The organism is Arthrobacter sp. YAF17, from assembly GCF_052113365.1.
GTDB lineage: Bacteria > Actinomycetota > Actinomycetes > Actinomycetales > Micrococcaceae > Arthrobacter.
Map to the genome: position 1 here is coordinate 18,577 of NZ_JBFRDB010000027.1, position 11,278 is coordinate 29,854.

The 11,278-nt window shown below is 67.3% G+C and carries 13 protein-coding genes; 6 read left to right on the forward strand and 7 right to left on the reverse strand.

Annotation, left to right across the window (positions count from 1 at the left end; genetic code table 11):
- Positions 1-2: 2 nt before the first annotated feature.
- The 7 genes from AB4Y67_RS17320 to AB4Y67_RS17350 all read right to left on the reverse strand — a co-directional run bounded on the left by AB4Y67_RS17320 (position 3) and on the right by AB4Y67_RS17350 (position 7,974).
- The gene (locus AB4Y67_RS17320) at positions 3-500 is read right to left on the reverse strand and encodes a CoA-binding protein (protein WP_441406990.1); all 498 of its coding nucleotides are present in this window, start codon (positions 498-500) and stop codon (positions 3-5) included.
- Complete coding sequence (locus tag AB4Y67_RS17325) at positions 497-1,861, reverse strand: O-acetylhomoserine aminocarboxypropyltransferase/cysteine synthase family protein (protein ID WP_441406991.1); 1,365 nt, start codon at positions 1,859-1,861, stop codon at positions 497-499. Before AB4Y67_RS17325 ends, AB4Y67_RS17320 begins: the two co-directional genes overlap by 4 nt.
- Positions 1,861-3,048 (reverse strand): dimethylsulfone monooxygenase SfnG, encoded by a 1,188-nt coding sequence (sfnG, locus tag AB4Y67_RS17330; RefSeq protein ID WP_441406992.1) that lies wholly within the window; start codon positions 3,046-3,048, stop codon positions 1,861-1,863. Before sfnG ends, AB4Y67_RS17325 begins: the two co-directional genes overlap by 1 nt.
- Positions 3,045-5,036, reverse strand: coding sequence for an acetate--CoA ligase (gene acs, locus AB4Y67_RS17335; protein ID WP_441406993.1), 1,992 nt, complete (start codon positions 5,034-5,036; stop codon positions 3,045-3,047). Before acs ends, sfnG begins: the two co-directional genes overlap by 4 nt.
- Entirely contained in the window at positions 5,027-5,938 is a 912-nt protein-coding gene (locus AB4Y67_RS17340) for an ABC transporter permease (RefSeq protein WP_441406994.1), read from the reverse strand. Before AB4Y67_RS17340 ends, acs begins: the two co-directional genes overlap by 10 nt.
- Complete coding sequence (locus AB4Y67_RS17345; RefSeq protein WP_441406995.1) at positions 5,938-6,981, reverse strand: aliphatic sulfonate ABC transporter substrate-binding protein; 1,044 nt, start codon at positions 6,979-6,981, stop codon at positions 5,938-5,940. The genes AB4Y67_RS17340 and AB4Y67_RS17345 overlap by 1 nt, the downstream gene beginning before the upstream one ends.
- Positions 6,982-7,113: 132 nt before the next feature.
- On the reverse strand, positions 7,114-7,974 hold the full coding sequence (locus AB4Y67_RS17350; protein WP_441406996.1) for an ABC transporter ATP-binding protein: 861 nt from the start codon (positions 7,972-7,974) through the stop codon (positions 7,114-7,116).
- A gap of 385 nt (positions 7,975-8,359) precedes the next feature.
- Between AB4Y67_RS17350 and AB4Y67_RS17355 the strand changes: the two genes are divergently transcribed.
- From AB4Y67_RS17355 to AB4Y67_RS17380, 6 genes are all read left to right on the forward strand, one after another.
- Positions 8,360-8,785: a CoA-binding protein gene (locus AB4Y67_RS17355; RefSeq protein ID WP_441406997.1), complete on the forward strand. Its 426-nt coding sequence runs from the start codon at positions 8,360-8,362 to the stop codon at positions 8,783-8,785.
- 65 nt (positions 8,786-8,850) lie between these two features.
- Positions 8,851-9,258 carry an MmcQ/YjbR family DNA-binding protein gene (locus AB4Y67_RS17360; protein ID WP_441406998.1) on the forward strand — a complete coding sequence of 136 codons (408 nt, stop codon included), beginning with the start codon at positions 8,851-8,853 and terminating at the stop codon, positions 9,256-9,258.
- Complete coding sequence (locus AB4Y67_RS17365) at positions 9,255-9,800, forward strand: DUF1990 family protein (protein WP_441406999.1); 546 nt, start codon at positions 9,255-9,257, stop codon at positions 9,798-9,800. Before AB4Y67_RS17360 ends, AB4Y67_RS17365 begins: the two co-directional genes overlap by 4 nt.
- An 11-nt stretch (positions 9,801-9,811) precedes the next feature.
- A complete protein-coding gene (locus AB4Y67_RS17370; RefSeq protein ID WP_441407000.1) occupies positions 9,812-10,414 on the forward strand; it encodes a hypothetical protein in 603 nt (200 codons plus the stop codon).
- Between the two features lie 50 nt (positions 10,415-10,464).
- A complete protein-coding gene (locus tag AB4Y67_RS17375) occupies positions 10,465-10,782 on the forward strand; it encodes a putative quinol monooxygenase (protein WP_441407001.1) in 318 nt (105 codons plus the stop codon).
- A 21-nt stretch (positions 10,783-10,803) separates the two neighbouring features.
- Positions 10,804-11,097 carry a DUF503 domain-containing protein gene (locus AB4Y67_RS17380; RefSeq protein ID WP_441407002.1) on the forward strand — a complete coding sequence of 98 codons (294 nt, stop codon included), beginning with the start codon at positions 10,804-10,806 and terminating at the stop codon, positions 11,095-11,097.
- Positions 11,098-11,278: the final 181 nt, after the last annotated feature.

Here is an 11,278-nt window from a genome sequence, read left to right on the forward strand (position 1 = left end):
CCTTAGGCCAGGACTTGCCGCTTGGACGAAATGACGCCGGTGTCGAAGCCGGCCAGGTGCAGGCCGCCGTGGAACCGGGCATGCTCGATCTTTACGCAGCGGTCCATCACGACGTCGAGCCCGGCGGCTTCGGCCTCCTTCGCGACGTCTTCATGCCACGAACCGAGCTGCAGCCAGAGCGTCTTGGCGCCGGCCGCGACGGCCTCGTCCAGGACGCCCGGGAGGTCGTCGTGCTTGCGGAACACGTCCACGATGTCCGGGCTCTCCGGCAGGTCAGCGAGCGAGGCATACGTCGGCTCGCCCAGGATCTCCTTGACCACCGGGTTCACGAAGTACACCTTGTACCGCGTGGATGACTGCAGGTAGGTCGCCACGAAGTAGCTGGCGCGGGACGGCTTGTCAGAGGCTCCCACAATCGCGATGGACTTCGCCTGCCGCAGCAGGTTCAGCCGCTCCGGCGCCGACGGGCCGGTCCAGGTCCTGGTTTCTTCGCTGCTCATGCGTTTGCTCCGATCGTGCAGGCGGCTGCTTCATCCGACCCGGCCGGGAGTGCCTCCGCGTCGGGCTCCAAGGTCTCCAGTGAGGCGGCGTCCAGCGCCTGGTCGAGGTCCCAGAGAATGTCCTCGATGTCTTCGAGACCGATCGAGATGCGGACCAGGTCCTCGGGGACTCCGGCGGACTCGAGCTGTTCGGGGCTGAGCTGCTGGTGGGTGGTGGAGCCGGGGTGGATCACGAGGGTGCGTGAGTCGCCGACGTTGGCCAGATGCGAAGCCAGCTGCAGTGACTCAATGAACTTCTGGCCTGCGGCACGGCCGCCCTTCACTCCGAAGGAGAAGACCGAGCCCGGGCCCAGAGGCAAGTACTTCTGCGCCCGCTCGAAGTGCGGGTGCGAGGGCAGGCCGGAGAAGTTCACGTAGGCCACGCGCTCGTCCGCCTCGAGCCACTCGGCCACGGCCTTCGCGTTCTTCAGATGCTCGTCGAGGCGCTGCGGGAGGGTCTCGACGCCCTGCAGCAGCTGGAAGGCCGACTGCGGGGACAGTGCGGGCCCGATGTCGCGGAGCTGCTCGCAGCGCAGCTTGGTCAGGAAGCCGTACTCGCCGAAGTTCCCCCACCAGGAGACGTTGCCGTAGGACGCCACCGGTTCGGTCATGGTGGGGAACTTGCCGTTGCCCCAGTTGAAGCGGCCGCTTTCGACGATCACGCCGCCGAGGGTGGTGCCGTGCCCGCCGAGGAACTTGGTGGCGGAGTGGATCACAATGTCCGCCCCGTGCTCGATCGGCCGCACGAGGTACGGCGTGCTCAAGGTGGCGTCGACGACGAGCGGGATGCCGGCGTCGTGCGCCACCTTCGCCAGCCCCTCAAGATCCTGGACTTCCGAGGACGGGTTGGCCACCACCTCGACGAAGATCGCCTTGGTGTTCTCCCGGACCGCCGCGGCGTAATCCGCAGGGTCGGTGCCGGGAACGAACGTGGTGTCCACGCCGAAGCGGCGCAGCGTGACGTCGAGCTGGGTCACCGTGCCGCCGTACAGCTGGGAGGCCGCGACGATGTGGTCGCCGGCCTGGGTGAGCGCGGCGAACGTGATGAACTCCGCGGCCATGCCCGAGGACGTCGCCACCGCGCCGATGCCGCCCTCGAGGGAGGCGATGCGCTCCTCGAACGCGGCTACCGTGGGGTTGCCGATCCGGGAGTAGATGTTGCCATACTTCTGCAGGGCGAAGAGGTTGGCGGCGTCCTGGGTGTCCTTGAACACGAAGGACGTCGTCTGGTAAATCGGCACGGCACGGGCGCCGTGCTCGGCGTCGGGCGTGCCGCCGGCGTGCAGCGCGCGGGTGCGGAAACCGAACTTACGGTCAGCCATTATGCGTTTACCTCAATCTTGGTTGCCGGGGTGGGGAGCAGTTCGGTGCCGTGTTTGCGGGCCAGGTCCGCTTCGAGTTCGCGGACGATCGGCAGGATGTCCTGACCGAACGCTCCAACTTCCTCCTGGAAGTGCAGGTAGCCGGTGAGGAACAGGTTCACGCCGATCTTCTTGTACTCCACGATCCGCTCGGCGATCTGCTCCGGGGTGCCGATCAGCTGGGTCTTGAAACCGTCGTTGTACTGGACCAGGTCCTCGAAGCTCGAGTCGGCCCACATGCCCTTGCCGTCCTTGGTGGCGGCTCCGGCCTCCTGGACCGCGGCGCGGAAACCCTCGACGGCGGGCTTGTGCGCCTTCTCGACGATCTCACGGAGGGTGTCGCGGGCTTCCTTCTCGGAATCGCGGGCGATGACGAAGCCGTTCAACCCGAACCTGGGGGCGGGGAGGGCGCCAGCGGTGCCACGCTTGGTCTCGCCGGACGCGGCCACAACACCGGCGATGTTCTCCTTGAAGCCTTCGAGGTCCTTGCCGTTGGAGAAGTACCAGTCGGCCACGCGGCCGGCGGTGGCCTGCGCCGCGGTGGAGTTGCCGCCGAAGAAGATCTCCGGGTGCGCCCGGCCCGGCACGTCCACCGGGGCAGGCTGCAGGGTGAAGTTGTTGATGTTGTAGTACTTGCCGGACTGGCTGTAGTCCTGCTCGGTCCAGAGCCCGCGGAGGACCTTGATGAATTCCTCGGTACGGACGTAGCGCTCGTCGTGCTCGAGCCATTCGAGGCCGAAGTTGGTGAACTCGTCCTTGAGCCAGCCGGAGACGATGTTCACGGCGGCACGGCCGTTGGAGATGTGGTCCGCCGTGATGATGAACTTCGCCAGCACGCCGGGGTGCCACATGCCCGGGTGGACGGCCGAAATCACCTTGAGCCGCTCGGTGGCGGCCAGCAGCGCGAGGCTGAACGAGGTGGCCTCGTGCTGCTTGTCCGCGCCGTAGGAGGCGGCGTAGCGCGTCTGGGTGAGGGCGTATTCAAAGCCGGAGTTTTCCGCGATCCTGGCGAGCTTCTTGTTGTAGTCGAAGTCCCAGCCGGTGCGCTGTTCGATCGTGGAAACCACCAGGCCGCCGGAAACATTCGGAACCCAATAGGCGAACTTGAGCGGTTCTGAAAGCCGGGCAACGCTGCTGATGTCGGTCATGAGAGTTCCTTACTTCGGGGTATTTCTTGGTTGTCCTTGCGCGCGTCCAGGACGGTCTGGATGCCGGCGATACACGGCTCGTTCTGCAGGGAGGTGGTGTCGCCCAGAGTTGTTCCTTCGAACAGCTGGGTCAGCAGCCGGCGCATGATCTTGCCGCTGCGTGTCTTCGGCACATCGGGAACGACGACGACGTCGCGCGGCTTGGCGATCGGCCCGATCGCCTTCGCGACGTGGTTGCGGAGTTCGCCCGCGGTGTCCGCGGTAGCCGCCGAATCCTTCAGCACCACAAAGGCCACAATCGCATGGCCGGTCTTGGGGTCCGCGACGGGGCAGACGCCGGCCTCCACGACGTCCGGGTGGGAGACGAGGGCCGATTCGATCTCGATCGTGGAGAGCAGATGTCCCGACACGTTGAGGGTGTCATCCACGCGCCCGAGGATCCAGATGTCGCCGTCGTCGTCGTACTTGGCGCCGTCGCCGGCGAGGAACCAGCCCTGCTCCGCGTACTGCCGCCAGTAGGAGTCGAAGTAGCGCTGCGGATTGCCCCAGACGGTGCGGGCGATGGCGGGGCCGGGCGCGTCCACCACGATAAAGCCCTGGACACCGGGCGGGACCGTGTTGCCGGCCTCGTCCACGATCCGGGTGCCGACGCCGGGCAGCGGCCGGGCCGCGCAGCCCGGCTTGAACTCGGTGTCCGTTGGTGCAGGGGAGAGGATGGTGGCGCCGGTTTCGGACTGCCACCAGGTGTCCACCACCGGGGCGGTGCCGGCTCCGACGTTCGCCCGCAGCCAGCGCCAGGCCTCCGGGTTCACGGCCTCGCCCACGGTGCCGAGCAGGCGGATGGAGGAGAGGTCGTACGTGGCCGGGACGCCGTCCGGGAACCAGCCCATCAGCGAGCGGACCAGGGTGGGCGCGGTGTAGTACTGCGTCACGCCGTAGCGTTCGATGATCTCGAAGTGCCGGCCCGGGTGCGGAGTGTTGGGCGTGCCCTCGAAGATCACCTGGGTGGCGCCGTTGGAGAGGGGGCCGTAGAGCTCGTAGGTGTGCGCGGTGACCCAGGCGAGGTCCGCCGTGCACCAGTGGACGTCCCGGTCGCGGAGCGCCGGATCCGGGTTGCTGAAGAGGTACTCGAAGCTCCAGGACGCCTGCGTCAGGTAGCCGCCGGAGGTGTGGACCAGGCCCTTGGGCTTCCCGGTGGTGCCGGAGGTGTACATGATGAACAGCGGCGTCTCGGCGTCGAACGCTTCGGCGTTGTGGACCTCCGAAGCGGTCCCGACGGCGTCATGCCACCAGACGTCGCGGCCCGCGGTCATCGGGACCGTGCCGAGTTCGTCGGCCGGAGTGGTCCGGTTGACCACCAAAACGTGCTCGATGGCGTTGTCCCCGGACACGGCGGCATCCGCGTTGTCCTTGACCGGCACGGCGGCGCCGCGGCGGAACTGGCCGTCGGTGGTGACCAGGAGTTTGGCCCCGGTGTCCTCGACCCGGAATTTGAGCGCCGCGGCGGAGAAGCCGCCGAACACCAGCGAGTGGATGGCGCCGATCCGCGCCACCGCGAGCGTGATGATCACGGTTTCGGGGATGACCGGCAGGTAGATGACCACCCGGTCGCCCTTGGTGATGCCGAGGCCCAGCAGCGCGTTGGCGGCCTTGGACACCTCGTGCTGCAGTTCGGCGTAGCTGATGGTGCGGCGGTCGCCGGGCTCGCCCTCGAAGTGCAGGGCCACCTTGTCCCCGCGTCCCGCCGCTACATGGCGGTCGACGCAGTTGTAGGCAACGTTGAGCCTTCCACCCTCGAACCAGGTGATGTCCGGGCCGATGCCGGCGCCGACGTCGGCCGGGACGCGGCGGTGCGTGGTGTTCCACGGTTTGTCCTGCCCGGGCAGGTCCTGCCAGTCGAGGCGGAGCGCGGCCTCCTCCCAGAAGGCGAGGCGCTCCTCTTCGGTGGCCGGGACGCTGGCCGGGGCGGTCTGGATGGCTACGCCCATCGTTTCACCGCCCATTTCTCGGCCAGGCCCAGCAGGGCGTCGGTGATTTTTCCGATCACGGCGAGAAGCACGATGGCCAGCAGGAGCCGGTCCGTGCGGCCGTTGTTCTGCGAATCAGTGAGCAGGAACCCGAGTCCCATCGAGGAGGCGATGAGCTCCGCGGCTACGAGGAACAGCCACGCCTGGGCCAGAGCGAGCCGGAGGCCGGAGAAGACGGCCGGCACCACGGCCGGAAGCTGCACCGTAGTCAGCAGCTTGACGCCCTTGAGTCCGAACGCGCGCGCGGCTTCCACCAGGTTCCGGTCCACGTGGCGCAGCGCCAAGGAGACGGTGGTGAACACGGGGAAGAAGGCGCCGATCAGGATCAGCGTGATCTTGGAATCCTCGCCGATCTTCATCCAGAGTATGAGCAGCGGCACCCAGGCCAGGGACGGTACCGCGCGGAGGGCGCCGACCGTCGGCGCGAGCAGGGCGTCGGCAAACCGGGACAGGCCTACCAGTGATCCGAACACGAGCCCCAGGCCGGCGCCGGCAGCGAAGCCGATCAGCACACGCTGGGTGGAGATCGCGATGTGCTGCCCGAGTTGCCCGCGCTGGAGCAGGTCAAGGCCGGCCTCCAGCACCATGGCCGGCGGGGGAAGCTGGACCACGCTGAACACCCCGGCCGCCGTGGATAGTTGCCAGGCGGCCAGCACCGCAGCGGGAATGATCAATCCGAGGAGCAGACGCGCCCAGCCGTTGGCCAGGATCCCGGCGGGGGACCATCCGTTCGCCGGGGACCCGCCTCCACCCTTCACGGGGGAGTTCGGCTGGGCGGCGTCTGCCGGAGTTGCGGGGACGGCTGCAGCGCGCCCGTCCGCAACACTGTTGCCGGTGAGGTAGGGATTTCCGAGCTGTGTCATCAGGAATCCTTGATGGCGGACGCATCCGCCTTCTTCACCAGCGAGTCATCAAGAAGGGAGGCGACGGCGTCGTCGATCTGCTGCTGGCTCTTGACGTCGCCGGTCTCCACAAACGTGGGGCCGATCTTCTCCAGGACCTTGCGCTGCGCCTCGCCCGGTGCCGGGTCGACGTCCAGGTTGCTGCGCTCCAGCACCACGGTCTTCGCGACGGCGAGGTCCAGGCCAGCAGCTTCGGCGAGGATCTGCGCAGTCTCGTCCGGGTTGGCCGCGGCCCACGCACGGGCCTTCTCGTAGGCGTTGACGACGGCCTGCGCCAGCTTCGGCTTGTCCTTCAGGAAGGATTCCGTGGCGTTCAGGAAGCCATAGGTGTTGAAGGAGAGGTTCCGGTAGAAGAGCTTGGCACCCTTCTGCTCCGCACCGGCCATGATCGGGTCCAGCCCGGACCAGGCATCCACCGAGCCGTTTTCCAGCGCGGCCCGGCCGTCGGCGTGCTGCAGGTTCTGCACGGTGACGTCCGTGGCGGAGATCCCGGCTTCGGAGAGCGACTGAAGCAGGAAGAAGTACGGGTCCGTTCCTTTAGTCGCGGCCACCGACTTGCCCTTGAGGTCAGCCACGGTGGTGATACCGGAGGACTCCTTCGCCACCAGCGCCGCCCATTCCGGCTGGGAGTAGATGTCGATGGTCTTGATCGGGGAACCGTTGGCGCGGGCCAGCAGCGCCGCGGAACCGGCCGTGGAGCCGACGTCGATCGCGCCGGAGCGCAGCGCCTCATTGGCCTTGTTGGACCCGGCGGACTGGACCCAATTGACGGTGACGCCCTGATCCTTCAGGGCGGCTTCAAGCCAGCCCTTCTTCTTGATGACCAGGCTCAGCGGGTTGTACGTGGCGAAGTCGATGTTGAGCTTGCCGCTCTCGACGCCGGCGCTTGCCGCGGCCGACCCGCCTGAACCCTCACCTGCGACGCAGCCCGTGAGGACGAGGACGGCGGAGACGGCGGCGGCGCCGATGACGGACCGGCGGGTGGCTTTGCGGGCGAATGACATGGAACTCCTCTAAGGAATGAAGCGATGGACGCGAACGGCGGACGGACGTGGCGGGTGGAAAGGCGGGCGAACGCAGCCGCGGCTGCGACGGTCCTGGTGGGCGAATGCGGAGGGACCCGGCCGGCGTGACGGCTAGTGGCCGTCGACGCCGAGAGTCTCCAGGAGCGACGCCCGCAACCGGGCGAGTTCCACGGAACCGCGGTCCCGGGGGCGCTCGCCGGGCACGCTCACAGTGCGGACGATCGTCGCCCCCGGCAACGCGGCGGCTGAACCCGCACCGGCGTCGGCCTCCTTGCCCAGGACGATGATGCGGTCGGCAAGCTGGAGAGCCTCGTCGACGTCGTGGGTCACCAGCAGCACCGTGGTGGGTTCGGCGCGGTGAATGTCCAGCAGCAGGTCCTGCATCTTGATCCGCGTCAGCGCGTCCAGCGCGCCGAACGGTTCATCGAGTAGCAGGACACCGGGGTTGCGCGCGAGTGCCCTGGCCAGAGAGGCGCGCTGTGCCATGCCTCCCGAGACTTCGCGGGGACGGTGCCCGGCGAAGTCGGTCAGCCCCACGAGGTCGAGCAACCGGGCCACTTTTGCCTTGCCGTCCCTGGCACTGACTCCCTTGGGCAGCCCGATCGCGATATTGGCCCGCAGGGTGTGCCACGGCAGGAGGCGCGGTTCCTGGAAGGCGAAGGCGCAGCGGGAGTCGATCCCCTGGACGGGCGTGCCATTGATATCAACGCTGCCGGCACTGGGGGAGTCCAGCCCGGCGGTGGCCCGGAGCAGCGTGGACTTGCCACAGCCGGAGGTGCCGAGAATGGCCAAAACCTCGCCGGCATGGATCTCGAAGTCAACGTCGCGCAGGACGGTGTGGGCGTCTGCTCCGTTACCGAAGGCCCGGCGCAGGGAACGGAAGGCAACCGGCAGGGCCGGTGTGCGGGTGGCGGCTCCGGCAGGGGCGTTCGGGGACGCCGCGGCCGCGGAGGAGGACAGGACAGCAGTCATAGGAATACTCCATCGGTCCTGGCAGTAGCACCCTACGGAATGAGCCTTTGATCCGGGTGGTCAGTCCGGTGGTTCCCTTGGCTCCATACCTTGCTATCGCCGGTATCCAGGGAGGGATGACGGCGACCAGGGTTGCTGCGGCTTCATCGATCCAGGTCTCTCGGCCGCTCGGGATGGTCGCTCCCCACTAAATCGGAATCGACACTTTTTCCCAAATGGGAAGGTTTTTCTGCGTAATATTCGGACTTGTCCTCCTCTTGGAGCAGCCGCCAGTCACTTGTTCGAAAATTGGATCTCCACCGGGGGTACGAGTTCGGAAAATGCCGCGGCGGGCCGCATGCCGGCGCTTACCGCCCGGCCGGAAGCACGGCGGTAGGCTGTCCACATGGCCCACGTCAACGATCCGGCAGTCCTGGAAAAACTCATGCGCACCAAGGGGCGGTGGGCCATTGTCGGCCTGTCCACGAATCAATGGCGTGCCGCCTACGATACGTCCCTGTTCATCCGGGACCGGCTAGGGATGGAGATCATCCCGGTGAATCTGCCGGCTGATCCCGTGCACGGGGAGACCGGCTACGCCACCCTGGCCGGCATCCCGGCTGAGAAGCAGCCGATCGACGTCGTCGACTGCTTTGTGAATTCCCAGAAGGTGGGGGCCGTGGTGGATCAGGCGATCGCCGTCGGCGCGAAGGCGGTCTGGATGCAGCTGGGTGTCATCGATGAAGCGGCGGCCGCCCGCGCGAAGGCCGCCGGCCTCGACGTCATCATGAACGCCTGCCCGGCGCAGGACGCCAGGCGCTTCGGCCTCTGACGGCTCGTCCGGTGGAGCAGGACGGGCCCTGCAAAAATGTCCGGGCCGGCCAGTAGGCTCGGACCATGGATGTAGCTGCACTCCGGGGAATTTGCCTCGGCTTTCCCGGCGCTTTCGAGGACTTCCCGTTCGGACCGGAGACGTCCGTCTTCAAGGTGCGGGCCGCAGTTTCCGGCAGTGCCGGCCACGCAGCCAAGATGTTCGCACTGTCCGCGATGGACCACCACGATTTCGCCGTGAGCCTGAAATGCGAGCCTGCCCTGGCCGAGCAGCTGCGCGCCGCCCACCCGGAAATCACCGGGGCGTGGCACATGAACAAAAAACATTGGAACGGAGTCCGCCTGGACGGGTCCCTGCCCGATTCGATGGTGCGCGACATGGTCGAGGACTCGTACGACCTCGTGGTGGCTACGCTGAGCCGGCGCCAACAGGAACCGCTGGGCTGGGCGCGGCTGGCCGGCGGCCAAGGGTGAACGCGCGGATCGCGGCCGGGGAGCTGAACTATGCAGGGATCGGGTCCACCGAGCATGGCCCGCCTCCCGCAGACGCCGACTGCCTGGTCACCCACGCCTTTGTCGGCGAGGGCATGGCCACGTATCGCCGCGTGGTCCAGGGCCTGCTGACCTGGCAGTTGCAGAAACGCGCAGGGCCGCGGGTCCGCGCGGAGTCCGACGTCGTGGTCCCCGGCACGCGCGTGGTGAGCGGTTTCGGCGTCGGGCCCTTCCGGCTCAACGCCCCCTGCGAGGTCGTCTGGGTCCGCCGTCCGGTGCCCGGCGGCGCCCCGCAGTCCGCCGGGTTCGGCTACGGGACCCTTCCCGGGCATCCGGTCCGGGGTGAGGAAGCGTTTGAGATTTCCATCGATGCGGCGGGCCGGGTCCTGATCCGCGTCACTGCCTTCGGCGGGCCATCCAACTGGTTCTACGCGGCAGGCGGGGCCCTGACGAAGCGGGCCCGGGGCCACATCACTTCCCGATACATTAGGAGTGCACCAGAACTGGCCGCAGGTGTGGACTGAGAGCAGGCACAATGCTGAATCAACAGACCCTTGACCAACTATGGAACTTCGATGACCCCGCCGTTTCGGAAGCCCGCTTCCGCGCGGCAGTATCCGAGGACCGCTACGACGCCGACGAACGGGCCGAACTCACCACCCAACTGGGGCGGGCCATCGGGCTGCAGGGCCGGTACGAGGAAGCCGACGCCCTGCTGGACGCGGTCGACGGCGACGAGCCCACCGTGGCCGTCCGGGTGCTCCTGGAACGCGGGCGGGTGCTGAACTCCAGCGGCCACGCGGAAATGGCCGTGCCGCTTTTTGAACAGGCTGCCGAACTCGCGGACCATCTGGGCGAGGAATTCCTGGCCGTGGATGCCCTGCACATGCTGGCCATCGCAGACTCCGCCCACGCCGAAACCTGGACCCGCAGCGCCCTGGAGTACGCCTCCACTGTGCACGACGAGCGGACCAAGCGGTGGCTCGTGGCCCTGCACAACAACCTGGGCTGGACCCTGCACGACGCAGGCCGCTGCACGGAGGCGATGGTCGAATTCCAGCTCGCGGAGCAGTGGGCCGACCGCGTCGGCACCCCGCGGCAGCAGGAACTGGCGCGGGAAGCGATCCAGGCCTGCTGACCCTCCTGCAACAATAGAACCCCGTCCCGCCGCACCGAAAGGCACTTTTCGTGATCTTTATCGTCGTCAAATTCAAGGTCAAGCCCGACTGGTCAGAACGCTGGCTCGGCCTCGTGGAGGACTTCACCCAGGCCACCCGCCGGGAGCCCGGCAACCTCTGGTTCGACTGGTCCCGCAGTGTGGAGGACCCCAACGAGTTCGTCCTGGTCGAAGCCTTCCAGGACGACGCCGCCGGGGACCACGTCAACAGCGCCCACTTCCAGCAGGCCATGGCGGACATGCCCCAGGCTCTGCTGGAGACACCCCGGATCATCAGCCGCCAGTTCGACGGCGACGGCTGGGACCGGATGGGCGAACTCACCATCTAACCCCGTGGATAGGCTTAGGGCATGTGGATCGGCTGGATTGAATTCGATGTCCTCCTCGGCGACGTCCACAGCCTGAAGGAGAAACGCTCCGTGGTGCGCCCGGTGCTGGCCGAGCTCAAACGCCGCTTCGACGTCTCCGTGGCCGAGGCCGGCTGCCAGGACCAGTACCGGCGCGCCCTGATTGGCGTGGGGCTGGTCGCAGCCGACCGGGCACACCTCGTGGAGGTGCTCACCGCCGTCGAACGCTTTGTGGCCGCCCGGCCGGAACTGGAACTGCTCAGCGCACGGCAGCGAGAACTCCGCAGCGACGATTAAGCAACGCGGGGTCACTTAGCGCCCGTCCCGAGGGCGCAGAATCATACGGTCGTTGCAACATCTGATTTTTTGGAGGTTGCCATGCCGAGTGGTTTTCGGGCGCCGGATGCGCTGAAGGATGAGTTCTTTTCGCTTCTGCGGCAGGGGGTGTCGGTCAAGGAAGCCTCTGCCCGGATTGGGG

Coding starts and splice junctions, on each gene's coding strand:
- AB4Y67_RS17320 (WP_441406990.1), bottom strand. CDS start 500: ATGAGCAGCGAAGAAACCAGGACCTGGACCGGCCCGTCGGCGCCGGAG.
- AB4Y67_RS17325 (WP_441406991.1), bottom strand. CDS start 1,861: ATGGCTGACCGTAAGTTCGGTTTCCGCACCCGCGCGCTGCACGCCGGC.
- sfnG (WP_441406992.1), bottom strand. CDS start 3,048: ATGACCGACATCAGCAGCGTTGCCCGGCTTTCAGAACCGCTCAAGTTC.
- acs (WP_441406993.1), bottom strand. CDS start 5,036: ATGGGCGTAGCCATCCAGACCGCCCCGGCCAGCGTCCCGGCCACCGAA.
- AB4Y67_RS17340 (WP_441406994.1), bottom strand. CDS start 5,938: ATGACACAGCTCGGAAATCCCTACCTCACCGGCAACAGTGTTGCGGAC.
- AB4Y67_RS17345 (WP_441406995.1), bottom strand. CDS start 6,981: ATGTCATTCGCCCGCAAAGCCACCCGCCGGTCCGTCATCGGCGCCGCC.
- AB4Y67_RS17350 (WP_441406996.1), bottom strand. CDS start 7,974: ATGACTGCTGTCCTGTCCTCCTCCGCGGCCGCGGCGTCCCCGAACGCC.
- AB4Y67_RS17355 (WP_441406997.1), top strand. CDS start 8,360: ATGGCCCACGTCAACGATCCGGCAGTCCTGGAAAAACTCATGCGCACC.
- AB4Y67_RS17360 (WP_441406998.1), top strand. CDS start 8,851: ATGGATGTAGCTGCACTCCGGGGAATTTGCCTCGGCTTTCCCGGCGCT.
- AB4Y67_RS17370 (WP_441407000.1), top strand. CDS start 9,812: ATGCTGAATCAACAGACCCTTGACCAACTATGGAACTTCGATGACCCC.
- AB4Y67_RS17380 (WP_441407002.1), top strand. CDS start 10,804: ATGTGGATCGGCTGGATTGAATTCGATGTCCTCCTCGGCGACGTCCAC.